This window comes from Actinosynnema sp. NPDC037264, assembly GCF_055603705.1.
Map to the genome: position 1 here is coordinate 150,795 of NZ_JBVJVK010000005.1, position 24,725 is coordinate 175,519.

A 24,725-nucleotide genomic window follows, 5' to 3' on the forward strand; every position below is an offset into this window, starting at 1 on the left:
CCCGGCACGATTGCCCCGCGACAACCATGGTGTGACGACGTGCGGGGAGCGATGAGCGAGCCAGAGCAGGGCAACGGGACCCCCAGGTCGGGCGTGGACGACGGGGCGCACCGCAGGCTCGCACCCCGTCCGCTGAACCGCCCGGCCGTCGACCCCGGTCAGCAGGCCGTGTTCGGTCGACCGCGGGGCGTGGCGGGCGCGTTCTCCGCCGACCGCCCGAGCCCGAACGGCAACTCGTCCGTGCGACTCGCGCCGCCGCCACCGGAAGCGCTGAGCACGGCGTTCGGCCGGCCCCGCGGCGAGGACGACACGCTGCTGCAACGCCCGCCGGTCGACCTGAACGGCGAGCCCGAGGTGGAGCCCGTCTTCTGGGAGGGCAAGCCGGCGGGCGACTCGTGGCGCGACCCGGGCGCGTCGGCCGTCATCGGCCCGCCCGCCGTCACGGAGCAGCCCGACACCGAACCCAAGCCGGAGCCGCCGGCCGGGCCGCAGCTCAGCGTGCCCGAACTGCTGTTCGGGCGGCGCGTCAAGCCGATGGCCCTGGTGCTGCTGATGGTGGCGGCGCTGGTGATCGGCGCGGGCGGCGGCGTGGTCGGCTGGCTGCTGGGCCGGGTCGGCAACCCGCTCACCGACGGCGGCGTCACGCTCGCCGAGGTCAAGCCGGGCAAGGAGCGCCCGGTCGGGTCGGTCGCCGAGATCGCCCAGCGCGTCACGCCCAGCGTCGTGTCGATCGAGTTCAAGGGCGCGAACGTGGCCGGCGTCGGCTCCGGCGTGGTCATCGACGGCGAGGGCTACGTGCTGACCAACGACCACGTGGTCGCCCCGGCGGTGCAGGACACGTCGGCGAAGCTGACCGTGGTCTTCACCGACGGCAAGCGGGCCGTGGCGCAGGTCGTCGGCCGCGACTCCAAGACCGACCTCGCGGTGATCAAGGTCGAGGTGGACAACCCGACCGTGCTGCAGTTCGGCGACTCCGACGAGCTGGCGGTCGGTGACACCGTGCTCGCGATCGGCTCGCCGCTGTCGCTGTCGAACACCGTGACCGAGGGCATCGTCAGCGCCCTGCACCGGCCCGTGACGGCGGCGGGCGAGAACGGCGGGCCGCAGGTCACCTACGACGCGATCCAGACCGACGCGGCCATCAACCCCGGCAACTCCGGTGGCGCGCTGGTCGACTCGTCCGGCGCGCTGGTCGGCATCAACTCGTCGATCCGCACCGAGACCGGCGGCTCGGTCGGCCTCGGGTTCGCGATCTCCGGCAACTACGCGCGCAAGGTGTCGCAGGCGTTGATCCGCGACGGCGAGGTCAAGCACGCGGACATGAACATCAACGTGCGGTCGGCGTCGGCGGAGACCGCGGAGGGCGCGCAGGTGCAGAACGTGCCCGAGGGCGGCGCGGCCGACGCGGCGGGCATCGAGGAGGGCGACGTGATCACGCGCGTCGGCGACCGGATGGTGCGCAACGCCGCGGAGCTGACCGTTGCGGTAAGGGACCATGAAATCGGCGAGACGGTGCCGGTCGTGCTGGCCAGGCAGGGTCGCGAGCTGACCGTGCAGGTGACTTTGCGGTCCGACTGACGGCTACGCTGGCGGTCAGGGCTTGGGGCGCGGAAGGTGGGGCACGAGGGTGTTCGACAGCATCGGGTGGCTTGAGATCCTCGTCATCGTCGTGGCGGGCCTGTTCATCCTGGGCCCGGAACGACTGCCCGACGCGGCCGCGTGGGTCGGCAAGACGGTCCGCCGGGTGCGCGACTACGCGACCGGCGCGCGGGAGCAGTTGAAGCAGGAGATGGGACCCGAGTTCGAGCAGCTGCGCAAGCCGCTCGAGGACCTCCGGGAACTGCGCAACTTCGACCCCAAGCGCGCGATCACCAAGCACTTGTGGGAGGACGAGCCGAGCGAGAAGCCGAACGGCCACCCCACCGTGCCGCCGGTGCGCGACACGACGAGCCGGGACCGTCCCCTGGAGCGCGGCGAGCGTCCCCCGTACGACCCGGACGCCACCTGACACGCACCCGGGCCGCCGCTGACCGCGGTGTGCCGAACGGGCTGTCCGCACTGTCACGGCCCGGAATTGTCGTACCCGGCCGGCAGAATCAAAGCAGGGGTCCCCTTGGCGGGGACCCCTGCGATGCGTTCGAGGGGGAGCGGGTCGGTCAGGCGACGCCCCGGCCGCGGTGGGTGGTGGTGGTCGGGGTGCCGGTGATGGTGAACTGCGAGCCCGGTTCGACGACGACCGCGCCGGCGGCGGAGTTGGTGATCCGCACGTTGGTCAGGGTCGCGCTGCCGCGGGCGCCGCCCATGGCCAGGATGCCCGCCCCGTTGTTCGAGCGGTCGATGAGGACGTTGCCGATCACCACGCCCGGCACGTTGCCGCCGCCCGTCTTGAACTGGATGCCGTCGTAGGTCGAGTCGTGGATCTCGGTGTCGCGGATCGTCACGCCGGTGATGTCGCGGCTCTGCGCGAACAACGTGATCGCGCCGAACTCCTGCGCCTCGCCCCAGAACGCGCCACCCGTCCGGAACAGGGCGTTGTTGGCGATCAACGTCTGCCCGGAGAACGGCAACGGGTCGTGGTCGGTCGCCAGCATGATCCCGGGGTAGTTCATGGTGTCGTGGATCAGGTTGTTCTCGACCCTGTTGCCGTAGCCGCCGTAGATCGCGACGCCGTTGGCCCGCCACGGCAGCTGGATCGTGTTGTTCACGAACGCGTTGTCGTGCGCGACGTCGACCGCCTGGTCCTTGACGTACCGGTTGGCCCACACCGCCAACGAGTCGTCGCCGGTCGTCCGGAACGACGAGTTGAACACCCGCGAGTTGCGCGTGCCGTTGGTGAAGTTGATGCCGTCGGCGTAGGTGTCGCGGATCCTCATGCCGCTGAACTCGACCCCGTCGGCGGGACCCCACAGCTCCGGGATGTTGTCGTAGTCACGACCGACCCACACGCCGACGTTGGCGTGCTCGATCCACACGTTCGTGATCTTCGTCCCGGCGCCGAACCGCCCGTTGAGGCCCACGCCGCCCTCGGCGCCGCCCGCGCCGCCGCGGATCCGGCCCGAGCCGAAGATCGCGATGTCCGAGATCTTCGTGTTGGCGTCGATGTCGAACCCGAAGTTGCCCTCGTGCGGGTGGTTGATGCTGCCCTGGGCCAGGTGCGGCTCGGTGAGCGTGTACAGCTGCGAGTGCCACATGCCCGCACCGCGGATGGTGACGTCGCGGATGCCCACCTGGTTGTGCTGCCCCCGGTCGAGCGGGTCGTCGGTCAGGATCTTCTTCTCCTGCCGCCACTGCCCGGCCGGGATCCACACGCAGCCGATCACGCCGTTCTGGTCGTCGGTCACGGCGCGCTGGATGGCGTCCGTGTCGTCGCCGCCGTCACCCGGCACGGCGCCGTAGGCGGTGATGGACGTGCAGCCGGCGGGCTGGTCGGTCGGCGGCGCCACCTGCTCCAGGTCGATCAGGTCGATGACGTAGAACGCCGCCGCGTCACCCGCGTCGCGTTGCAGCTTGAACCGGGTGCCGGCCGGGTAGGTCCGGGCCAGCAGGGCGTTCGCCTCGTCGAACAGCCGCCGCGCGTCGGCCTGCGGCGTGTTGGTGAGCCCTTCGGGGTCGTCGGTGTTGCCGTAGAGCCAGCTGTGCTTGGACGACAACGTCAACTTCCGCACGAACACGTCGTCGGCGTACAGGCTGATGGTCGCCTCGATGCCGCCGCCTCCGGGCGCGTCCGGGACCGAGTTGCGCACCACGATCGAGTTCGACGCGATCGTCGACGTGAACTCCACGAACTGGCCGGTGCCGTCCAGCCGCACGGACTTGCGGCCCGACGACTCGGTGGCGAAGTTGGTGTGCCCGAACCGCCGCAGCGGGTCGGCTTCCAGCAGGGTGCCCTGGTACCGGGCGGCTTCCGCCTCGTGCTCGACGTACGGCACCGCCGCGCCGCGACCGACCACGATCGACTGCGACGTCGCGTTGTTGGTCTCGTTCGTCTCGGCGACGACGCCGGTCGCGTCGGCGGTGGCGGTGATCGTCGCGCCGCCCGCGGTGGCCGTCCACGTGCCGCCGACCGGCACGGTCACCGTCGCGCCCGCCGCGATGGCCGGGCTCTGCCCGGTGAGCGTGACGCCGCCGACCGCGACCCGCGTGACGGTGCCCGCGCCGACCGCCGACGTGCCGCGGTTGTGCACCGACACGGTGAACGACACCGGCGCGCCGACGGCCGGGTTCGGCGGGGTGGGCGTGATGCCGACGACGGTCAGGTCCGGGCCGGGCGCCTGCGCCACCACCAGCGGTGACGGCGCGGTGTGCGCGTTGTTGCCGTTGTCCTGCTCGACGACGGCGTCGGTCGGGTCGACCACCGCCCTCACCGGGTAGCTGCCCGCCGCCCGCCTGCCCGCGTTCACCGACACCGCGGCCGACGCGCCCGCGGCCAGCCCGGCGACCGGCGCGCTGCCGACGACCGTGCCGCCGAGGCTGAAGTCGACCGAGGTCGCGCCGGCGGCGGCCGTGCCCGTGTTGCGGACCGTGGCCGTGAGGGTGACGGCGTCGAGCTCCGACGGACTGGCCGGCGTCCACGACACCGCCGCGACGGTCAGGTCCGGGTTCGGCGCGGGCGTGCCGACGACCTGGAACTCGGCCACCTGCCCGCCGGGCGCGCCGGTGTTGCCGAAGAACTCCAGCCGCACGTCCGCGACCCGGCCGGCGACCGGGACCGTCACCGCGTTCTGGTTGCCGGCCGGGCTGAACGCGTGCTCGGCGCGGGGGGCCAGCGACGTGAAGCCGGTCGCGCCCTGCTCGCGGCCCAGCACCTGGAAGCTCTGCGTGCGCGGCCCCCACACCGGGTCGGGGTTGAGCTTGACCACGACCGCGCTCACGTCGGCGTTCGCGCCGAGCTTCACGGTCAGGGTGGCCGACTGGCCGCCCGCCTCCCAGTACGTGGCGACGTTGCCGTCGTTGGCGTTGGTGGCGACGAACCCGAACGTCGACGACGACGCCTCGATCAGCTTGCCGGCCGCGAGGTTCGTGCCGCCGCCCTGGCCGACGCGCGTCACCGCGTTGCTGTCGCCGGACACGTTGCCCGCCGCGTCACGCGCCCGCACGGTGTAGGTCACGGTGGCGGTGGCCGGTTGGCTGTCGGTGTAGGTCAACGTCGTGCCCGGCACGGTGGCGCGCGCCGCGCCGTTGGCGAAGACGGTGTACCCGGTCACGCCGGTGTCGTCGGTGGACGCGGTCCAGCTCAGCCGGACCTGCCCGGCGGCGGGCTCGGTCAGCGACAGCCCGCCCGGCGCGGTCGGGGCCTGCCCGTCGCCGGTGGTGGCGCCGTAGACCTCGAACTCCGAGACCTGGGCGGCGGGCCAGCCGGTGTTGCCGGTGACGTGCAGCCGCACGTGCCGGGCGGCCCTGGCGGCGAAGTCGATGGTGGCCGTGTTGCCGCTCGCCGGGGTGAACACCCGTGCGGCGGACGGCGAGAGGTCGGTGAACGTGGCGCCGTCCGTGCTGCCCTGGACGGCGAGCGTCTGCGTGCGCTCGCCCCAGCCGGTCGGCAGCTTCAGCACGACCCGGCTCACGCCGGCGGTCGCGCCGAGGTCGACCTGGAGCCACTGCGGGAACGCGTGGTTCGCGCTCTCCCAGTAGGAGGCCTGGTTGCCGTCGGTGGCGTTGGCCGCGGGGTAGCCGGCCTGCGAGCCGCTCGCCGACGTGCTCTTGCCCGCGGCCAGGTCGACCGCGATGGCGGTGACGTCGCCGGGCGCTCCCGAGGCGGGGGAGAGGCCGAGCGCGGTCAAGCCGACCGCGAGGATGCCGCCGATCAGTCGCCGGCTGCGCTGCTTCCGTGTCATCGGTGTCCTCTTCGTTGGGGACGACGGTGCGCTGACGGCAGACTGCGGCGGAGCGCCTGCCGCTAAGTTGCGAGTCGATATGGAGATTTTAAGCTGTGACTGTCAACTTCTTGCGGGGTTGAGTACAAATGTTTCAGACGGGCGGCGGTTCGTCAACGGCCGACCGGACGCGGGCAGCACGAAACAGGGGCCCCCGGATCGGGAGCCCCTGTCGTGGGGTTCAGGCCGTCAGCGGCCGGCGGGCGAGACGTTCAGCAGGCGGCCGGCGAGCCCGCGCGACCGCGTCGACAACTTGCCGGCCACGGTCGTCAGCACCTGTCCGGCGGCCGACTCCGGGTGCGCCAGCACGATCGGCGTGCCCGCGTCGCCCTGCTCGCGCAGCCGCGGGTCGAGCGGGACCTGGCCCAGCAGCGGCACGTCCGCGCCGACCGCCTGGGTCAGCGAGTCGGCCACGACCTGCCCGCCGCCCTCGCCGAACACGTCCATCCGGGTGCCGTCCGGCAGCTCCAGCCACGACATGTTCTCGATCACGCCGGCGATCCGCTGCCGCGTCTGCAACGCGATCGACCCGGCCCGCTCCGCCACCTCGGCCGCCGCCTGCTGCGGCGTCGTCACGACCAGGATCTCGGCGTTCGGCACGAGCTGCGCCACCGAGATGGCGATGTCGCCGGTGCCCGGGGGCAGGTCGAGCAGCAGCACGTCCAGGTCGCCCCAGAACACGTCGGCCAGGAACTGCTGCAACGCGCGGTGCAGCATCGGGCCGCGCCACACGACCGGCGTGTTGCCCGGCGTGAACATGCCGATCGAGATCAGCTTCACGCCGTGCGACTGCGGCGGCATGATCATCTTCTCGACCTGCGTGGGCCGCGCGTCCGTGCCCAGCATGCGGGGGATGGAGTGGCCGTAGATGTCGGCGTCCACCACGCCGACGGACAGCCCGCGCGCGGCCATCGCGACGGCCAGGTTCACCGTCACCGACGACTTGCCGACGCCGCCCTTGCCCGACGCGACGCAGTAGACCCGCGTCAGCGAACCGGGCTGGGCGAACGGGATCACCGGCTCCTCGACGCCGCCGCGCAGCGTCTTGCGCAGCTCGGTGCGCTGCGCGTCGCTCATCACGTCCAGCTCGACGCGGACGCCGGTCACGCCGTCGAGCGCGGACACGGCGCCGGTCACGTCGGCGGTGATCTTGTCGCGCAGCGGGCAGCCGGACACGGTGAGGAAGACCGCCACGTCCACGACCCCGTCGTCGCCGACCACGACGCCCTTGACCATGCCGAGGTCGGTGATCGGACGCCGGATCTCCGGGTCCTGGACACCGGCCAACGCCTTCTGCACGTCGTCAACGGTAGGAAGAGTCACGGGAACGCCTTCGCGAGAGGTGGTGGGACCGCCATGCTACGGCGGGCCGTGCACCTCCAAGCTACCGGTTGGTCACCTCGGATCCGGGGGCAGCGCGCACCCGGTTGCGTGCTTTCCGTAACATTGGTATCCGTGCCGGAAACCGGATCTGCCCGGTTGCCCACCCGTAGCGAGCTGGGGGTGTGGCGATCCTTCCTCCGGGCGCACGCGAGGCTCACACGGATCCTGGAAGCCGAACTGATCGCCGAGCAACGCCTGTCGCTCGCGGCCTACGACGTCCTGGTCCAGCTCGCCGAGGCGCCGCAGTACCGATTGCGGATGACCGAGCTGGCCGAGGCCGTGCTGCTGTCCCGCTCCGGCGTCACCAGACTCGTCGACCGCCTGGAACGCGCGGGCCTGGTGCTGCGGGAACGCGCCGACGGCGACGGGCGCGGCGTGGTGGCCGTGCTCACCTCGCAGGGCCTCGAACGGCTGCGGGTGGCGTCCGGCACCCACCTCACGGGCGTGGTGCGCCACTTCACGGAGACGTTCGACCACGCCGAGCTGGAGGCGTTCGGCCGCACGTGCGACCGGCTGGGCGCCGACAAGCCCTGAGCGTCACGAGGACGGCACGTCGTCCTTGACGTCCGCGGCGGGGCTGTCCCTGCCGGCGCCGTCCTTGCCGGGGTTGTCCTTGCCGGGGTTGTCCTTGCCGGGCCGCTTGCGCTCGCGGAACACGCGTTCCAGCTCGCTGCGCAGGTAGTCGCGGGTCACGACCTCGCCCACGGCGAGCCGCAGCGCGGCCAGCTCGCGGGCCAGGTACTCGGTGTCGGCCTTGGTCTGTGCGGCACGCGCCCGGTCCTCCTCCAACGACACCCGGTCGCGGTCGTCCTGCCGGTTCTGCGCCAGCAGGATCAGCGGCGCGGCGTACGCGGCCTGCGTGGAGAACGCCAGGTTGAGCAGGATGAACGGGTACGGGTCCCAGCGCAGCGTCACCGCGAACAGGTTCAGCGTGATCCACACGATCACCAGCAGCGTCTGCCAGAACAGGAACTTGCCGGTGCCGAGGAACCGGGCGAGCCGCTCGGAGAACCGGCCGAATGCCTCCGGGTCGAGCGACAGCCGGAACCGGCCCTCCGTGCGCGGCTGGTCGAGCCGTCGACGCGGCAGCAGCTCAGGCATGGGACAGCCCCGTTTCGCGCCAGTTGGCCGGCAGCAGGTGGTCGAGCACGTCGTCCACGGTGACCGCGCCGAGCAGGTGGTCGCTCTCGTCCACCACCGGCCCGCACACCAGGTTGTAGGCGGCGAAGTAGCGGGTCACGTCGCTGAGCGACGCGGTCGGCGACAACGTCGCCAGGTCCGTGTCCAGCACGCCCGCGACCAGGTCGGACGGCGGCTCCCGCAGCAGCCGCTGGATGTGCACGCAGCCCAGGTAGCGGCCGGTCGGCGTGGCCGTAGGCGCCCGGCACACGAACACCATGCTGGCCAGCGCGGGCGTCAGGTCCGGGTTGCGCACGTGCGCCAGCGCCTCGGCCACGGTCGCGTCCGGCGCGAGCACCACCGGCTCCGGCGTCATCAGGCCGCCCGCGGTGTCGAAGCTGTACTCCAGCAGCCGTCGCACCGGCTCGGACTCCTCCGGCTCCATCAGCTCCAGCAGCCGGTCCTTCTCGCCCTCGGGCAGCTCCGAGAGCAGGTCGGCCGCGTCGTCGGGGTCCATCGCCTCCAGGATGTCCGCCGCGCGCTCCTCGTCGAGGTAGGCCAGCAGGTCCTTCTGGTCCTCCTCGGCCATCTCCTCGATCACGTCGGCGAGCCGTTCGTCGTCCAGCGCCTCGGCCACCTCGTAGCGCCGCTTGAACGGCAGGCTGTGCAGGGCCAGCGCCACGTCCGCCGCCCGCATCGTCTCGAAGATCGCGACCAGGTGCTGCGCGCCCTGCGGCTGGCCCGCGAGCTCCGTCACCGACAGCCCGGTCAGGTCCTCCCAGTGCAGCACCTGCACCGGCCCGCGGCGGGCCAGCCGGCCGGTGCGCTCCCGGACCGCGACCCGCGTCATCCGCCAGTCCCGGGTGCGGCTGGGCTCCATCGCGGCGTCGACCAGCACCGCCGGCGCGCCGGAGGCGAGCGTGACGCGCGCGTCGAGCAGCTCGCCGACGACCAGCACCTCGTTGGCGCGCTGGTGGAACTGGCGCAGGTTGACCGACCCGGTGGCGAGCGTCACGGCGTTCGGCTCGATCGAGGTGACCCGCAGCATCGGCACGAAGATGCGCCGCCGGGTCGCCAGCTCCAGCACCAAACCGAGCACGCGGGGTGGCTGGCGGTCCACCCGCAGGCCGATGACCAGGTCGCGGACCTTGCCGATCGACTCGCCGTCCGGGCCGAAGACGGGCAACCCGGCGAGCTGAGCGGCGAAGACCCGGTTCACGGCAGGCACGTGATCAGGCTAGTCCGCCGGGTGCCCCGCCGCTGCGTTCCACTGTGGACGCCGGGGACCAGGTTCCCGGTCAGGGCCGCAACGCGTGCGTGATCGCCTCGACCGTGACGGCCATCTCGTCCAGCTCCTCCTCCAGGCACCACAGCCAGGTGTCGACGGCGCGGCAGAACGTCCAGGCGCGGGCGCGTTCGGCGTCCAGCTCGCCGATGTCGCACAGCGCGGCGAACCGGTCGCGCAGGCCGCGTTCGCCGTCGAGCTCGCCGAACCTGTTCCACAGCAACGGGATCACGCCGATCTCGCGGTCGCCGGCCAGCGGTTTCGGGTCGATCATCAGCCACGGCTCGCGGTCGCCGCGCAGCACGTTCTCGTAGTGCAGGTCCTGGTTGACCAGCGTGTTCCCGGCGTGCTCGACGAGGTGGCGGCCCAGTTCGCGCGCCTGCTCGACGACGGCGGACGGCAGCGGGCCGCCCAGGTCGGCGTTGCGCGTGCGCGGGTCGGCGAAGTCGTGGCGGTGGAACTGAGGGCCGGCCGGGACGCGCAGCCGGCGGAGCAGGCCGCCGGTGACGGCCAGCGCCTCCTCGATCGGCGCGTCGAGCAGCGACGCGGTGTGGTCGAGGCGTTCCAGCAGCAGCGCGCCGTGCCGGTCGTCGTGGTCGAGCAGCGCCACCACGCCCTGGCCGTCCCACGCCTCGAGGGCGGTCGGCTCGTGCCGCGTCTCGTCGTCCAGCCAGGTGAGCTTGAGCACGGCCGGGTGGCCGTCGGCGCGGCGCACCGGGAGGACGACGGCGATGTTGCCGTAGAGCAGCGCGCCGTCCGGGGCGAGGCGCCAGCGGGCGCAGAACTTCGTGGCCAGCGAGGGGAGCGAGGCCCGCCACTCCAACGCCTCCTCGCCCAGGATGGCGCCGAAGTCCTCGGGGACGGTGATCACGCGAACTCCAGGCGGTAGACCGACTCCCACGCCGGCCGGCCGTTGAGCCGGGCCGCTCGCAGCGCCGCCAGCGCCTCGTCGTCGGGGTCGGCGAGGCGGGCGGTCGCCGTGGCGTCGACCAGGTGGGAGTGGGTGGTGGGCGAGCGGACGGTGACCGTGCACCGGACGCCGTCGGCCAGGCCCGGCACCTGCTGCTCCGTGCCGCCGACGGCGACGAGGAGGCCGCCGTCGCGCCACAGCGCCCACACCAGTCGCGGCTCGCGGCCGTCCGGTCGGATCCACACCGCCGCGGCCTTGCGCAGCGCGTTGTCCAGCACCTGCTCGATCTCCACCGGTTCAGCCTGCCACGGGCCTGTGAGTCGTGACTCACGAAATAGCGGGCGCTACGCGTGCGTGCCACCCTTCGCACAACAGGAGTTACCGGCCGGTACGAGGAGGTACCCACAGTGGTCGACCAGCAGCGTCCCCGTCGCTCGTGTCTGGCCGTGCCCGGCTCGAGCCAGAAGATGATCGACAAGGCTCGCACGCTGCCCGCGGACCAGGTGTTCCTCGACCTGGAGGACGCGTGCGCGCCGCTGGCCAAGCCGGACGCGCGCAAGACCATCGTGGCCTCGTTGAACGAGGGCGGCTGGGGTTCCCGCGCGCGGGTCGTCCGGGTGAACGACTGGACCACCGAGTGGACCTACCGCGACGTCACCGAGGTCGTCGAGGGCGCGGGCGCGAACCTGGACTGCATCATGCTGCCGAAGGTGCAGACCGCGGAGCAGGTGCACGCGCTCGACCTGCTGCTCACCCAGATCGAGAAGACCATGGGCTACGAGGTCGGGCGGATCGGCATCGAGGCGCAGATCGAGAACGCGCTGGGCCTGATCAACGTCAACGCGATCGCCACCGCGTCGCCGCGGGTGGAGACGATCATCTTCGGCCCGGCCGACTTCATGGCGTCGATCAACATGAAGTCGCTGGTCGTCGGCGAGCAACCGCCCGGCTACGACGTCGGCGACGCCTACCACTACATCCTGATGCAGATCCTGATGGCCGCCCGTGCGCACGACAAGCAGGCCATCGACGGGCCGTACCTGCAGATCCGGGACGTCGAGGGCTTCAAGCGCGTGGCCGGCCGCTCGGCGGCGCTCGGGTTCGACGGCAAGTGGGTCCTGCACCCGGGCCAGATCGACGCGGCGAACGAGGTGTACAGCCCGAAGCAGGAGGACTACGACCACGCCGAGAACATCCTCGACGCCTACGACTACTTCACCTCCGAGCAGGGCGGCAAGCGCGGTGCGGTGATGCTCGGCGACGAGATGATCGACGAGGCGTCGCGGAAGATGGCGTTGGTCATCTCGTCCAAGGGCCGTGCCGCGGGCATGGCGCGCACGAACGTGTGGTCGCCGCCGGAGGACTGACCTTCTCCCGGCTCCCGGTCGGCGCGTGGCCGTAGAGTGATCGCGTGGCCGACCGGGAGCTGAAGTCGATCGAGGTGGAGGGGTACGCCTCGATCCGCTCCGCGACGGTGTCCCTTGGCCGGCTCAACGTCCTGATCGGCGCGAACGGCGCGGGCAAGAGCAACTTCATCCGCGTGTTCGAGCTGTTGGGCCGCTTGGTCGAGGAAGACCTCGGCTACTTCGTCGGCCTGAACGGCGGTGCGTCCGCGTTGCTCACCAGCGGTCCCGCGGCACCCAGGTTGCGCGTCCACCTCGATGCGCCTCCTAACGCCTATGAGGCCATGCTCGTACCGGCGAGCAACGACGCATTGATCTTCGAGCAGGAAGTTGTCTACTTCCAGGGACCGGGCTATGACCGGCCGTACAACCAGTTGATCGGACGCGGCAACCGGGAGACGCATCTCCATGGCGCCGCGCTTTCCCAAGCCAGTCGTCCTGCGGCCTACGTGGCTGAGTTGCTCAGCGGCTGCCGGGTCTACCACTTCCACGACACGAGCCGGAATGCCCCGGTCAAGCAGTTGGTGCCCACCGCGGACAACCTGGCGCTGCACAACGACGCTGGCAACCTCGCAGCCGTCCTGCTGGCGCTGTCGGACAGCGACGACCGGGCCGACCAGGCCGCCTATCGACGCATCGTCGGGGTGATCCGCCAAGTCGCGCCGTTCTTCCGGGACTTCGTACTGCGTCCGGAGAAGAGCGATCGGCTGCGGTTGAGGTGGCGTCAAACGGACTCTGACGCCGTGTTCTCGGCCAACCAGATGTCGGACGGCACGCTGCGGTTCATCTGTCTGGCGACGCTGCTCCTTCACCCGCGGTTGCCGTCGCTGGTGGTGTTGGACGAGCCGGAACTGGGACTGCACCCCTACGCCGTGGTCCAGCTGGCCGGGCTGCTGCGGCAGGCGTCCACGCGCAGCCAGGTGCTCATCGCCACCCAGTCCGTCACTCTGATGAACCAGTTCGAGCTGGACGACCTGATCGTGGTCGAGCGGGTCGACGGAGCCTCGGAGTTCGTCCGGCCGGATCGCGAGCGGCTCGGCGCGTGGCTCGAGGAGTACTCGCTGGGCGAGCTGTGGGAGAAGAACCTGATCGGGGGCAGGCCGGGCGGGCAGACGTGACCGGTGGCTTCCGTCGGGTCCACCTGTTGGTCGAGGGGCAGACCGAGGAGGTCGTGGTCGACACCGTCATCCGACCGCACCTCGAAGGGCTTGGCTGGGTCACCAGCCTGTCGCTGGTGAAGACCAAGCGGCCGGCGGCCGGGCCGTCGCACAAGGGTGGCATCACCGGGTGGGCGCAGATCCAGCGGGACGTCAGGCTCCTGCTGAACGACACGAGTCTCGACGTGCTCACGACGCTGTTCGACTACTACGCGTTCCCGGCCGACTGCCCGGGCATGGTCGACCGGCCGTCCGGCGACGTCTACGAACGGGCCGGGCACGTCGAGCGCTGCCTCGCCGACGCGATCGGCGACCGGCGGTTCCGGCCGAACCTGGTCGTCCACGAGTTGGAAGCCTGGGTGTTCGCCGCCGCCGACGAGTTGGGCCAGTTCCTCGGCCCGGAACTCGCCGAACGGCTCCGAGCCGACGTCAGTGCCGCAGGTGGGCCCGAGCTGGTCAACGACGGACCTGCCACCGCGCCGTCGAAGCGGCTGCTCGGCTACTGCCCGACCTACGTCAAAACGCTCGACGGTCCGCTCGCGATCCAAGCCTTGGGGCTCGCACACCTGCGGGCGGTGTGCCCGCGCCTCGACGCCTGGCTCGGCACGTTCGAAGAGTGACGAAACGTGCACCCACCGCTGGTCACGGTGGTGAGCATGACCACAAGAAGCGCCCTCAATTGGCGATCACGGGGTGCCGCCTGTGCATGGTGGTGGGCGTGTCCAGACATCGCACCCCGCGCAGACCGCTGTTCCGGCGCCGCCGTGACGACCTGCTCGAGCGCAGCTTCCGGCCCTGCCCCGCGTGCTCGCACGACGTCCACGTGTTCGCCGAGGTGTGCCGGCACTGCGGCGGCGAGCTGGAGCTGCGAGCCTCCTGACCGCGGCGTCAGCGCGGCGGCGGCAGGTTGCCGACCTCCCGGTACAGCCACACCACCAGCACGACCCACAGCACGACCGCCAGCACCCACAGCACGGTGAGCACCACGCCGATGACGAGCCCGGCGGTCGCCATGCCCCAGCCCTGCTCACCGGTCCGCCGGATCTGCTTGCGCGCCACGATGCCCAGCACGATGCCCGCCGGTGAGAACAGGAATGCCGTGATCAGCGCCGCGATCGCCATCCCGTTGGTCTGCGTGGGCGGCGGCGGGTAGTAGCCCGGCTGCGGCTGGTACGGCTGCGACATGCGTTCCCCCTGCGATTCGTGCGGGCGCACAGGTTATCCCGCTGTTTCGGTTCAGCGCGTGGCGATGAGCACCTTTGTCGCGCGAACGGGCGTTAACCCGGCCATACTCGCCGGTAACCCGAGAGCTACGAAGGGAAACGCGATGGCGCGCCTGGCCCGGACCGCAGGACTGACCGACGTCCAGGAGGAGATCCTGTCGACGGTTCGCACCTTCGTGGACAAGGAGATCATCCCGCACGCCCAGGCGCTGGAGCACGGCGACACGTACCCCGCCGACATCGTCGAGGGCATGAAGGAGATGGGCCTGTTCGGGCTCACCATCCCGGAGGAGTTCGGCGGGCTCGGCGAGTCGCTGCTGACCTACGCCCTGGTCGTCGAGCAGATCGCGCGCGGCTGGATGTCCGTGTCCGGTGTGATCAACACCCACTTCATCGTGGCGCACATGCTCAAGCAGCACGGCACGCCCGAGCAGCAGGCGAAGTACCTGCCGCGGATGGCGACCGGCGAGGTGCGCGGCTCGTTCTCGATGTCCGAGCCGGAGCTGGGCTCGGACGTGGCGGCGATCCGCACGCGGGCCGTGCGCGACGGCGACGACTTCGTCGTCAACGGCCAGAAGATGTGGCTGACCAACGGCGGCACGTCCAACCTCACCGCCGTGCTGGTGAAGACCGACGAGGGCGCGGAGAAGGCCCACCAGAACCTGACCACGTTCCTGGTGGAGAAGCCCGAGGGCTACGGCGAGGTCGTGCCCGGCCTCACCATCCCCGGCAAGATCGACAAGATGGGCTACAAGGGCGTCGACACGACCGAGATGGTGTTCGACGGCTTCCGGATCCCGGCGGAGCAGGTGCTCGGCGGCCGGACCGGCCGGGGTTTCCGGCACATGATGGACGGCGTCGAGGTCGGCCGGGTGAACGTGGCGGCGCGGGCGTGCGGCATCGCGCTGCGGTCGTTCGAGCTCGCGATCGAGTACGCGCAGCAGCGCAAGACCTTCGGCAAGCCGATCGCGGAGCACCAGGCCATCGCGTTCAAGCTGGCCGAGATGGCGACCAAGGTCGAGGCCGCCCACCTGATGATGGTGAACGCCGCGCGGCTGAAGGACTCGGGCGCGCGCAACGACGTCGAGGCCGGCATGGCCAAGCTCATCGCGTCGGAGTACTGCGCCGAGGTGACCCAGGAGGCGTTCCGCATCCACGGTGGTTACGGGTACTCCAAGGAGTACGAGATCGAGCGCCTGATGCGCGAGGCGCCGTTCCTGCTCATCGGCGAGGGCACCAGCGAGATCCAGAAGACCATCATCAGCCGGGGCCTGCTGCGCGACTACCAGTCGCGTGGTTGACGCGCGGTTGACCCACGGTTGACGCGCGGCCGGCCCTCGGGTGGGCGTTGTGCCTGCTCAGGCCCTTAAAAGCTTAAAAGCGTCCTCGCCGGACGGGCAGATCAGCAGGATGACGGCCGGTTCGGTGGTTCTGTGCCGGGTCCGTTGTGGGTCCGGGTTTCGTGTCATCCCACCGACCTCCCTCCGGGCTACCACACGCGTCAAGGGGGCGGTTCCAGCCCATTGTTCCTGTTGGGTGGGGATGTGCCCCCTTGACACGTGCGGTAGGGCAAAGCCAGGTCGGCGGGATGACACGAAGCCCTCCCTTTGGGGAGGTAAGGGCATCAGCGGCCGCACCGCCGGGCCCGTCCGACCCCGGGCCCGACTCGCGACCCCCGACCCGTCCACTGGCACGCCCTTCTCCCAGAAGTAGGGCTTCGTGTCATCCCGCCGACCTGGCGCAGCCCTACCGCGCGTGTCAAGGGGGGCGTTGTTCAGCGATACCCGAGGCTTCGACTGTGGGCGCCCCCCTTGATACGTGTGGTAGCCCTTGTGGAGGTCGGTGGGATGACACGAAACCCGGACCAACAACGGACCCGCAGCATCCAGCGGTAGTCGGGGTCATCCTGCTGATCTGCCCGTCCGGCGAGGACATGCTTTTCAAGCTCTTATTCTTTCAAGCTCCGACGGCACCCACCGACGGCACCCACCGACGGCACGCACCGACGGCACCCACCGACGGCACCCCACCCGACGGCACGCACGCACCGACCCGCCGGACCCACAATCGCCGGGTCGCCATCGGTCAGTACCACGGTCGGGTGACCTGGTCGGCACCACGATCGGGCGGTCCGGTCAGGACCCCGCACGGTGCGCGGGCCGCCGGGCGGAGGTCACGTTTCGCACCCCTTCCCGGCGACCTGTTTCGCGCCGGTCGCCCGGTGTTGGCAGGATGGGGAGATCAGCACCGCGAAGAGGTGGTCACCGTGACGAGTTCCTTCTCCGGCCAGAACCGACCCGGGGTGCCTCCCCGCCTGCCCACCCCGCCCACCGGCTGGCCCATCGGTTCGTACGGCACCTACGAGGAGGCGCAGCGCGCCGTCGACTTCCTCGCCGACGACGACTTCCCCGTCCAGGAGGTCACGATCGTGGGTGTCGACCTCATGCTCGTCGAACGGGTCACCGGCCGCCTCACGTGGGGCCGCGTGCTGGGCACCGGCGCGGCCTCGGGCGCCTGGTTCGGCCTGTTCGTCGGCGTCCTGCTCAGCCTGTTCAACACCACCCCCGGCAGCAGCCTCGGCCCCATCGTCGCGGGCCTGGTGGTCGGCATCGCGTTCGGCCTGATCTTCGCCGCAGTCGGCTACGGGTCGGCCCGCGGCAAGCGCGACTTCCAGAGCGCCAGCCAGCTCGTCGCGGGCCGCTACGACGTGCTCTGCCAGCCCCGTTCGGCCGAACGCGGCCGTGACCTGCTCGCCAAGCTCGCCATGCGCCCCTCCGACGCCGGCAAGGCCGGCCAGGACTGAGGTCGAAGACCGAGGTTTACCGCACCACCGGACCGGGTAAGGCCGTTCCGGGCTCCGGTGGTCGCGGCACCTGGTCACCGGGCCTACGTTCGTTCCACCGGTCGGTTCGGCCGACCGGTGGGCACGACGAGGTGCCGGGCGTCGCGGTCTGGCTCCTCCGTTGTCGGGAAGGAGGCAGGACCGATGAGGGGCAAGGGTCATCGGTTGGCCGCCGCAGGGGGCGCCGCGCTCATCGCGACGTCCGTGCTGGCGGGCTGTGGTTCGGGTGACGGCGGGATCACCATCAACGTCTACAAGTACCCGCAGGAGAACTTCCAGAAGATCGTCGACGACTGCAACGGGCGGGCCGCCGGCTACGAGATCGTCTACCACAAGCTCCCGCGCGAGGCGGACGGCCAGCGCGAGCAGCTGGTCCGCAGGCTCGCCGCCGGCGACGACGACATGGACGTGCTGGCCCTCGACGTCACGTGGACCGCCGAACTGGCCGAGGCCGGCTGGATCAGGGAGTTCACCGGCCCGACCAAGGAGCAGGTCGAGGACGGCACGCTGGAGACGCCGCTGGAGACCGCCCGCTACGAGGGCAGGCTGTACGGCGCTCCGGACAACACCAACGTCCAGCTCCTCTGGTACCGCGGCGACCTCGTGCCGACACCGCCGACGACCTGGTCGGAGATGATCGAGATGGGGTCGCGGCTCGAAGCGGACGGCAACGACGAGACGCCCGGCCTCGTCGCCGCGCAGGGCAAGCAGTACGAGGGCCTCGTCGTCCTCTACAACACCCTGGTCAACACCGCCGGCGGGCAGATCCTGGACGAGAGCGGCACCAAGGCCGTCCTGGACGACGGCGCGGTCAAGGCGCTCGAGGTGCTCAAGCAGTTCGCCACCTCCGACGTGGTGGACCCGTCGTTCTCCAACGCCGCCGAGGACGACGCCCGCCTCGCCATGGAGAACGGCAAGGCCGCGTTCCAGCTCAACTGGCCCTACATCTACGCCGCCGCGCAGTCCGTCCCCGACCTCGCGCCGAACCTGAAGTGGGCGCCCTACCCCTCCATCGACGGCGGACCGGCCGAGGTCACCGTCGGCGGCATCAACTACGCGGTCAGCGCCTTCTCCCGGCACCCCGACGAGTCGTTCGACGCCATCACGTGCCTGCGCAGCGCGGAGCACCAGAAGTTCGCCGCCATCAACGACGGCGTGCCGCCCACCATCGAGTCCGTCTACGACGACCCGGAGATGGCCGAGCCGTACCCGATGAAGGAAGCGATCCTGGAGACGCTGAAGAACGCGGGCACCCGCCCGCGGACCCCCGCCTACCAGAACGTGTCGACCGTCATCTCCACGATCCTCTCGCCTCCGGCCGACATCGACCCGCGGCGCACGGCCGACCGGCTGCGCACCGAGCTCCAGGACGCGCTCGACTCGAAGGGGGTGCTGCCGTGAGCCACGCGCTGGACGCCGAACCGGCCGCCACCGGACCCAAGCCGTCGCCCCAGGCCAAGGCCGCGCTCAGCGAGGGCAAGAAGGCCGAACGCCGGCTCGGCCTGCTGCTGTGCGCGCCGGCGATCCTCATCATGGCCGCCGTCGCCGGCTGGCCGATCCTCTACTCGTTGTGGCTGTCGCTGCAGCGCTACGACCTGAAGTTCCCGGACCGCACCGAGTTCGTCGGCCTGGACAACTACGTCACCGTGCTGACCAACCCCTACTGGTGGAACGCCATGTGGGTGACGGTGCTCATCACGGTGGTGTCCGTGGCGGTCGAGCTGGTGCTCGGCATGGCGCTGGCGCTGATCATGCACCGCACGCTGGTCGGCCGGGGCATCGTGCGCACGTCCACGCTCATCCCGTACGGCATCGTCACGGTCGTCGCCGCGTTCTCCTGGCGCTACGCCTGGACGCCCGGCACCGGCTACCTGGCCGAGACGCTCGCGGGCGGCGAGCCGGTGCTCACCGAGAAGATCCCGGCGATCATGGTCGTGACGCTGGCCGAGATCTGGAAGACCACGCCGTTCATGGCACTGCTGCTGATGGCGGGCCTGGCCCTGGTGCCGGACGACCTGCTCAAGGCCGCCGCGATGGACGGCGCGAGCGCGTGGCAGCGGTTCACCAAGGTCATGGTCCCGGTGATGAAGCCCGCGATCCTGGTGGCGCTGCTGTTCCGCACGCTCGACGCGTTCCGCATCTTCGACAACCTGTTCGTGCTCACGGCGGGCTCGCAGGGCACGTCGTCGGTGTCGATGCTGACGTACAACAACCTGATCAAGGGCCTGAACCTGGGCATCGGCTCCACCATGTCGGTGCTGATCTTCATCGCGGTGGCGATCATCGCGTTCGTGTTCGTGAAGCTGTTCGGGACCGCCGCGCCCGGCGGCGACGGCGGGGGGAGGCGCTGATGGCGGGCATCGGCGGGGCCGTGACCACGGGCCGCAAGGCGCGCTGGACCGTCCTGAACGTGCTGGTGGTGGCGTACGCGCTGGTCCCGGTGCTGTGGATCGTGTCGCTGTCGTTCAAGACCAAGGAGACCTTGGCGGACGGCAACTTCATCCCGCGCGCGTGGACGTTCGACAACTATAAGGCGATCTTCGCCACCACGGAGTTCGTCCGCGCGCTGGTGAACTCGATCGGCATCGCGCTGATCGCCACCGCCGTCGCGGTCGTGTTCGGCACGATGGCCGCCTACGCGATCGCCCGGCTCGACTTCCCCGGCAAGCGGCTGCTGGTCGGGGTGTCGCTGCTGATCGCGATGTTCCCGCAGATCTCGCTGGTCTCGCCGCTGTTCGAGATCGAGCGGTCGCTCGGGTTGTTCGACACCTGGCCCGGCCTGATCCTGCCCTACATCACGTTCGCGCTGCCGTTGGCGATCTACACGCTCTCGGCGTTCTTCCGCGAGATCCCGTGGGAGCTGGAGAAGGCGGCGAAGATGGACGGCGCGACGCCCGGCCAGGCGTTCCGCCGGGTCATCGCGCCGCTGGCCGCGCCCGGTGTGTTCACCACCGCGATCCTGGTGTTCATCTTCTGCTGGAACGACTTCCTGTTCGCGATCTCGCTGACCTCGACCGAGAGCTCGCGCACGGTGCCGGTCGCGCTGTCGTTCTTCACCGGCAGCTCGCAGTTCGAGGACCCGACGGGATCGATCGCCGCGGCCGCCGTGGTGATCACGATCCCGATCATCGGATTCGTGTTGTTCTTCCAGCGTCGGATCGTCGCCGGGTTGACCTCCGGCGCCGTCAAGGGGTGAAGCAATGGCCGAGATCGTTCTGGACAGCGTGACCAAGCAGTACCCCGACGGCGCCGTGGCCGTGCGGGACGTGGACATCGAGATCGCCGACGGCGAGTTCATCATCCTGGTCGGCCCGTCGGGCTGCGGGAAGTCCACGACCCTCAACATGATCGCCGGCCTGGAGGACATCACGTCCGGCGAGCTGCGCATCGGCGGCGAACGGGTCAACGAGCGCGCGCCCAAGGACCGCGACATCGCGATGGTGTTCCAGTCCTACGCGCTCTACCCGCACATGACCGTGAAGGAGAACATGGCCTTCCCGCTGCGGCTGGCCAAGGTGGACGACGCGACCGTGGAGAAGAAGGTCCGCGACGCCGCCGAGATCCTGGACCTGACCCACCACCTGGACCGCAAGCCGTCGAACCTGTCCGGCGGGCAGCGGCAGCGGGTCGCGATGGGGCGGGCGATCGTGCGCAACCCCAAGGCGTTCCTGATGGACGAGCCGCTGTCGAACCTCGACGCCAAGCTGCGCGTGCAGATGCGCACGTCGGTGTCGCGGCTGCAGAAGCGGCTCGGCACCACCACCGTGTACGTCACGCACGACCAGACCGAGGCGATGACCCTCGGCGACCGGGTCGTGGTGATGCGCGGCGGGGCGGTGCAGCAGATCGGCGCGCCGCAGTCGCTCTACGACAACCCCGCCAACCTGTTCGTCGCCGGGTTCATCGGCTCGCCCGCGATGAACTTCGTGCCGGCGGCGCTCGAGCACGGCGTGCTGCGGTCGGCGATCGGCGACGTGCCGCTGACCGACCGGGTGCGCGGGCTGCTGGAAGGCGCCGACGCGCCCCGTGAGGTGATCATGGGGTTGCGGCCCGAGCACTTCGAGGACGCCCGGCTGGTGGACGACGCCGTTCGCTCGAAGGGCGTCACGTTCACCAACCACGTGGACGTGCTGGAGTCGATGGGCTCCGACAAGTTCGCCTATTTCAGCCTCCAGGGTGAACAGGCGACCTCGGCGGAGCTGGCCGAGCTCGCGGCCGACGCGGGCTCGGCCGACGTGCCCGGCGGCGGCGTGTCCCTGGTCGCCCGGATCGCCGCGACGTCCACCGCGGTGGCGGGCGAACCGGCCGACATCTGGTTCGACGCCGATCAGGTGCAGCTGTTCGACCCCGCCAACGGCCGCAACCTCACCTACCGCGGCTGAGCACCGCGCCGGCAGGCCGCCCCCGGTGGTTCGACGGGGGCGGCCTTTCACACTTTCAGGCGAAGCTCAACGGGAGGTTTCCGGAGGTCACGGGCCGTTGCCGACCAGTCCGGACCATCGGCAGGGACGAACTCCATAGGCCATTCAGCGCAGCAAACGCACACCTCGTCGCATTTGTGGCGCTCCGGGTGCCGGCGATCCCCACGCTGGTCGAAGGCGGAAACGACTCCGGCCGTAAAGGGCCCGGGGCAGGGGAGTCCGCCGAGCACAGAGAAGAGCGCGAGATGGGGATTCTTGACGGCAAAGCGGTCGTGATCACCGGGGCGGGACGGGGTTTGGGCGAGGCCTACGCGATGCACGCCGCGCAGGCCGGCGCCGCGGTCGTGGTCAACGACATCGATGCTGACCAGGCCGAACAGGTGGCCGAGCACATCCGCGCCTACGGCGGGCGGGCGGTGGCGAGCACGGCGACGGTGGCCGATCCCAGCGAGGCGGAGAAGATCGTGGGAATGTGCCAGGCCGAGTTCGGCCGGGTCGACGGCCTGGTCAACAACGCCGGGCTCAACTACGAGACGCTGCCGTGGGAGGACGAGCCGGAATCCATCCGGCGGATCGTCGAGGTCAACCTGCTGGGAGTCATATACACCGGAATGGCCGCGATGCGCGTGATGCGCGAGCAGGGCCACGGCTCGATCGTGAACATTTCGTCAGGGGCGTTTCTCGGCCAGCGCAAACTCGCCACCTACTCGGCCACCAAAGGCGCGGTGGCCTCGCTCAGCTCGTCGTGGGCCCTCGACCTGGAAGGGGACAACATCCGGGTCAACGCCGTCTGCCCGGTCGCCCACACCCGGATGGTGTGGAAGTCGGAGCGCTCGCTGCGGGCCATCCCCGCCGACCGCACCCCCGGCAAGGTCGCGCCGCTCGTGCTGTTCCTGCTCAGCGACGCGGCCCACGGCATCACGGGCCAGATCGTCCGGTGCAACGGCCGGCAGCTGCACCTCGTCGGCCACCCGTACTTCAAGCAGCCGATCCTGGAGAGCGACACCTGGGACACCGCGTCGGTGAAGCGGGCGTTCGACGGCGTGCTCCAAGCCCACCTGGAACCGTTCGGCCTGGAGAAGCGCATGCCGCCGCGGCTGCGCGAGCTGGTGGAGCCCGGCCGCACGGCCTGAGCCGCGACCCGGTGGTGGAGCAGGGGAAGCGCCTTGGCGGACCGGCGCTTCCCCGCTCTGCGGCCAGGTTCACCTGTTTGCCCGCCCCTCAACCGCTCCCAGCGCGGTGATCACACCTTCGGGTGATCGCCTGATCGGTGGGTCTTCCTGCGACGATGCTGGACGTGGGCACGCGCACACCCCGGGTCACGGACTGGCGGCTGGTGGTGCAGTCGCGGCTCGACCGCGTGCGCGCCGACCTCGCCGCGCTCGGCCCGCCGGACCCGCTCGACCCGGAGAGCGACCAGTGGCGCGCGGTGGCCGAGCAGGAGGCCGCCACGGTCGAGGACATGATCACGCGCGCCGAGTCGCGGTGGCGGACGGTCGCGTCGTGGTGGTCGGGCTGGCACATCGAGCGCGCCTGGCGGTCGCTGCACGAGGCCGAGATCGCGGTCGTGGCCGCGGGCAACGGGTTCCTCGGGCGGCTGCCGGGGCTCAAGGCCCGGGTCGCGGAGAACCTCGACGAGGACGACCCGCGCCGCGTCGCGCTGGAGGAGCTGCGGCCCGGCGAGTTCCCCCTCTCCGTCGAGCGGGAGATCGTGGTCGACGCGCTGAGGGCCGCGTTCGACGCCTCCGACTTCGCCCACGCCGGGTCGCGGGCGCTGCGCAACAAGCTGATCGCCACGTCCGTGGTGCTGTTCGTGGTCAACACCGCGCTCGGCGTCATCGGCCTGCTCAAGCCCGGCCTGATCCCGATGTGCGTGAGCGCGGAGAAGCTGCCGACGGTGTGCCCGTCGGGCAAGTCGGCGACCGGTGCGGACGTGTGGCTGTCGCAGGTGTTCGGCGCGTTCGGGGCGGTCCTGTCGGCCGTCGTGCTGCTCCTGCGCCGCCGGCCCAGCCTCTCGCCGTACGTGATGGTCGGCTACCAGGCGCTGATCAAGGTGCTGCTCGGCGCGGCGCTCGCGGTGGTCGGCATCCTGGGCCTGGGCGCGGGCGTGACGACCGGCCTCATCGGCGTGGCGTCCCAGGCCGCGCTGCTGCTGTGGGCCGTGATCCTCGGGTACGGCCAGCAGGTCGCGACCCGCCTGCTCGACACCTACACCGACCGGGTGATGGACCAGGCCCGGCCGCTGCCCCGGCTGGAACGGCAGCGCTAGCGGCGCGACCGCAGGGTCGAGATGACGTCGGGGTCCCACCGGTGCGTGCGGATCAGCCGGTACCGCTCCGCCGCCACCCACAGGTACGCCTCGGTCTCCGTGCGGTCGCCCACCAGGTCCGCCTGCCGCAGCATCCCGACCACCGGCTGGTACTCCTCGGCGTACCAGCGCCCGGCGACCGCGGCCCGGTCCAGGAGCACGCCCTCGTCCTGCATCAGCCGGAAACCCCACGCCTCCACGTGCTCGCCCAGCTCGGCGTAGTCCCACGGGTCCGACAGCAGCACGGCCGCCCGCGCCTGCCCGCCCAACGGCACCCGCTCCAGGAACAGCCGCCGGTAGTCCTTCACGATCAGGTCGCCGCGGTGCCGGATGCCGTGCGCCGCGATCCGCGTCACGACCTCGGTCACGTACGCGTCGATCACCTCCAGCCCCAGCGCGTGCGCCACCGACACCCGGTGGTGCCCGTCCTGGACGAAGTGCAGGTCACCCACCCGGTACACCTCGATCGGCGGCACCGCCTCGCCCCGCCGCTGCGCCAGCGCCAGCCGCTGCCACCGCTCCCGCACCCGCGCCGACGTCGGCCGGAACCGGCGGTCGAAGTCACGGGTCCGGTCCACGCTGCCGACGATCGAGTCCAGCCGGACCGCGCGCAGCCCGAGCCGCCGCTCGCCGAGCATCCCCAGCGACTCGACCACCTCGTGGAACGGCAGCATGATGTTCACGTCGTCCGGCTCGCGGCGCAGCCAGGCGGCCAACCGCGACAGCACCTGGCGGCGGCGGGCGCGCTGGAAGTCGTTCTCCGCGTCGGCCTGCGGGAAACCGGTGTCACGGGGCACGGCA

23 protein-coding genes are annotated in these 24,725 nt (G+C 70.9%); 15 read left to right on the forward strand and 8 right to left on the reverse strand.

The annotated features are described in order from the left end of the window. Window positions 1-51: 51 nt before the first annotated feature. Together ACZ7GX_RS08680 and tatB are read left to right on the forward strand one after the other, a co-directional pair. Window positions 52-1,578, forward strand: a complete 1,527-nt coding sequence (locus tag ACZ7GX_RS08680) for a S1C family serine protease (RefSeq protein ID WP_498774368.1) — start codon at window positions 52-54, stop codon at window positions 1,576-1,578. A gap of 49 nt (window positions 1,579-1,627) precedes the next feature. Beyond that, the gene (tatB, locus tag ACZ7GX_RS08685) at window positions 1,628-2,008 is read left to right on the forward strand and encodes a Sec-independent protein translocase protein TatB (protein WP_498774370.1); all 381 of its coding nucleotides are present in this window, start codon (window positions 1,628-1,630) and stop codon (window positions 2,006-2,008) included. A gap of 148 nt (window positions 2,009-2,156) precedes the next feature. Here the strand turns inward: tatB and ACZ7GX_RS08690 are convergent, their stop codons facing one another. Next, window positions 2,157-5,834 carry a CARDB domain-containing protein gene (locus tag ACZ7GX_RS08690; RefSeq protein ID WP_498774372.1) on the reverse strand — a complete coding sequence of 1,226 codons (3,678 nt, stop codon included), beginning with the start codon at window positions 5,832-5,834 and terminating at the stop codon, window positions 2,157-2,159. A 228-nt stretch (window positions 5,835-6,062) separates the two neighbouring features. Further along, window positions 6,063-7,196: an Mrp/NBP35 family ATP-binding protein gene (locus ACZ7GX_RS08695; protein ID WP_498774374.1), complete on the reverse strand. Its 1,134-nt coding sequence runs from the start codon at window positions 7,194-7,196 to the stop codon at window positions 6,063-6,065. Between the two features lie 132 nt (window positions 7,197-7,328). Here ACZ7GX_RS08695 and ACZ7GX_RS08700 point away from each other — a divergent pair, with 132 nt between their 5' ends. Continuing rightward, complete coding sequence (locus tag ACZ7GX_RS08700) at window positions 7,329-7,790, forward strand: MarR family winged helix-turn-helix transcriptional regulator (RefSeq protein WP_498774376.1); 462 nt, start codon at window positions 7,329-7,331, stop codon at window positions 7,788-7,790. Window positions 7,791-7,793: 3 nt separating this feature from the next. Here the strand turns inward: ACZ7GX_RS08700 and ACZ7GX_RS08705 are convergent, their stop codons facing one another. The 4 genes from ACZ7GX_RS08705 to ACZ7GX_RS08720 all read right to left on the reverse strand — a co-directional run bounded on the left by ACZ7GX_RS08705 (window position 7,794) and on the right by ACZ7GX_RS08720 (window position 10,863). Then, window positions 7,794-8,357, reverse strand: a complete 564-nt coding sequence (locus tag ACZ7GX_RS08705) for a DUF1003 domain-containing protein (protein WP_498774378.1) — start codon at window positions 8,355-8,357, stop codon at window positions 7,794-7,796. Continuing rightward, entirely contained in the window at window positions 8,350-9,603 is a 1,254-nt protein-coding gene (locus ACZ7GX_RS08710) for a magnesium transporter MgtE N-terminal domain-containing protein (RefSeq protein ID WP_498774380.1), read from the reverse strand. The genes ACZ7GX_RS08705 and ACZ7GX_RS08710 overlap by 8 nt, the downstream gene beginning before the upstream one ends. Window positions 9,604-9,673: 70 nt before the next feature. Next, on the reverse strand, window positions 9,674-10,531 hold the full coding sequence (locus tag ACZ7GX_RS08715; RefSeq protein WP_498774382.1) for an aminoglycoside phosphotransferase family protein: 858 nt from the start codon (window positions 10,529-10,531) through the stop codon (window positions 9,674-9,676). After that, window positions 10,528-10,863: a hypothetical protein gene (locus tag ACZ7GX_RS08720; RefSeq protein ID WP_498774384.1), complete on the reverse strand. Its 336-nt coding sequence runs from the start codon at window positions 10,861-10,863 to the stop codon at window positions 10,528-10,530. The genes ACZ7GX_RS08715 and ACZ7GX_RS08720 overlap by 4 nt, the downstream gene beginning before the upstream one ends. Before the next feature lie 114 nt (window positions 10,864-10,977). Here ACZ7GX_RS08720 and ACZ7GX_RS08725 point away from each other — a divergent pair, with 114 nt between their 5' ends. From ACZ7GX_RS08725 to ACZ7GX_RS08740, 4 genes are all read left to right on the forward strand, one after another. Then, complete coding sequence (locus ACZ7GX_RS08725) at window positions 10,978-11,937, forward strand: HpcH/HpaI aldolase/citrate lyase family protein (RefSeq protein ID WP_498774386.1); 960 nt, start codon at window positions 10,978-10,980, stop codon at window positions 11,935-11,937. A gap of 44 nt (window positions 11,938-11,981) precedes the next feature. Then, window positions 11,982-13,091: an AAA family ATPase gene (locus ACZ7GX_RS08730; protein WP_498774388.1), complete on the forward strand. Its 1,110-nt coding sequence runs from the start codon at window positions 11,982-11,984 to the stop codon at window positions 13,089-13,091. After that, a complete protein-coding gene (locus ACZ7GX_RS08735) occupies window positions 13,088-13,750 on the forward strand; it encodes a DUF4276 family protein (protein WP_498774390.1) in 663 nt (220 codons plus the stop codon). The genes ACZ7GX_RS08730 and ACZ7GX_RS08735 overlap by 4 nt, the downstream gene beginning before the upstream one ends. A 98-nt stretch (window positions 13,751-13,848) precedes the next feature. After that, on the forward strand, window positions 13,849-14,010 hold the full coding sequence (locus ACZ7GX_RS08740; RefSeq protein ID WP_498774392.1) for a hypothetical protein: 162 nt from the start codon (window positions 13,849-13,851) through the stop codon (window positions 14,008-14,010). A gap of 8 nt (window positions 14,011-14,018) precedes the next feature. On the opposite strand, the gene ACZ7GX_RS08745 is transcribed toward ACZ7GX_RS08740, so the two are convergent. After that, complete coding sequence (locus ACZ7GX_RS08745) at window positions 14,019-14,315, reverse strand: DUF4190 domain-containing protein (protein ID WP_498774394.1); 297 nt, start codon at window positions 14,313-14,315, stop codon at window positions 14,019-14,021. 142 nt (window positions 14,316-14,457) lie between these two features. Between ACZ7GX_RS08745 and ACZ7GX_RS08750 the strand changes: the two genes are divergently transcribed. The 8 genes from ACZ7GX_RS08750 to ACZ7GX_RS08785 all read left to right on the forward strand — a co-directional run bounded on the left by ACZ7GX_RS08750 (window position 14,458) and on the right by ACZ7GX_RS08785 (window position 23,885). After that, window positions 14,458-15,654 carry an acyl-CoA dehydrogenase family protein gene (locus ACZ7GX_RS08750; protein WP_498774396.1) on the forward strand — a complete coding sequence of 399 codons (1,197 nt, stop codon included), beginning with the start codon at window positions 14,458-14,460 and terminating at the stop codon, window positions 15,652-15,654. Window positions 15,655-16,610: 956 nt separating this feature from the next. After that, window positions 16,611-17,156 carry a YflT domain-containing protein gene (locus ACZ7GX_RS08755; protein WP_498774398.1) on the forward strand — a complete coding sequence of 182 codons (546 nt, stop codon included), beginning with the start codon at window positions 16,611-16,613 and terminating at the stop codon, window positions 17,154-17,156. 183 nt (window positions 17,157-17,339) lie between these two features. Then, on the forward strand, window positions 17,340-18,596 hold the full coding sequence (locus ACZ7GX_RS08760; protein WP_498774400.1) for an ABC transporter substrate-binding protein: 1,257 nt from the start codon (window positions 17,340-17,342) through the stop codon (window positions 18,594-18,596). After that, the gene (locus ACZ7GX_RS08765) at window positions 18,593-19,546 is read left to right on the forward strand and encodes a carbohydrate ABC transporter permease (protein WP_498774402.1); all 954 of its coding nucleotides are present in this window, start codon (window positions 18,593-18,595) and stop codon (window positions 19,544-19,546) included. The genes ACZ7GX_RS08760 and ACZ7GX_RS08765 overlap by 4 nt, the downstream gene beginning before the upstream one ends. After that, on the forward strand, window positions 19,546-20,391 hold the full coding sequence (locus tag ACZ7GX_RS08770) for a carbohydrate ABC transporter permease (protein ID WP_498774404.1): 846 nt from the start codon (window positions 19,546-19,548) through the stop codon (window positions 20,389-20,391). Before ACZ7GX_RS08765 ends, ACZ7GX_RS08770 begins: the two co-directional genes overlap by 1 nt. Window positions 20,392-20,395: 4 nt before the next feature. Beyond that, on the forward strand, window positions 20,396-21,577 hold the full coding sequence (locus tag ACZ7GX_RS08775) for an ABC transporter ATP-binding protein (RefSeq protein WP_498774406.1): 1,182 nt from the start codon (window positions 20,396-20,398) through the stop codon (window positions 21,575-21,577). Between the two features lie 284 nt (window positions 21,578-21,861). Further along, entirely contained in the window at window positions 21,862-22,749 is an 888-nt protein-coding gene (locus ACZ7GX_RS08780) for an SDR family NAD(P)-dependent oxidoreductase (RefSeq protein ID WP_498774408.1), read from the forward strand. 164 nt (window positions 22,750-22,913) lie between these two features. After that, complete coding sequence (locus ACZ7GX_RS08785; RefSeq protein WP_498774410.1) at window positions 22,914-23,885, forward strand: hypothetical protein; 972 nt, start codon at window positions 22,914-22,916, stop codon at window positions 23,883-23,885. On the opposite strand, the gene ACZ7GX_RS08790 is transcribed toward ACZ7GX_RS08785, so the two are convergent. Further along, window positions 23,882-24,721 (reverse strand): chromosome partitioning protein ParB, encoded by an 840-nt coding sequence (locus tag ACZ7GX_RS08790; RefSeq protein ID WP_498774412.1) that lies wholly within the window; start codon window positions 24,719-24,721, stop codon window positions 23,882-23,884. The two genes, ACZ7GX_RS08785 and ACZ7GX_RS08790, sit on opposite strands and share 4 nt — an antisense overlap. Window positions 24,722-24,725 lie beyond the last annotated feature (4 nt).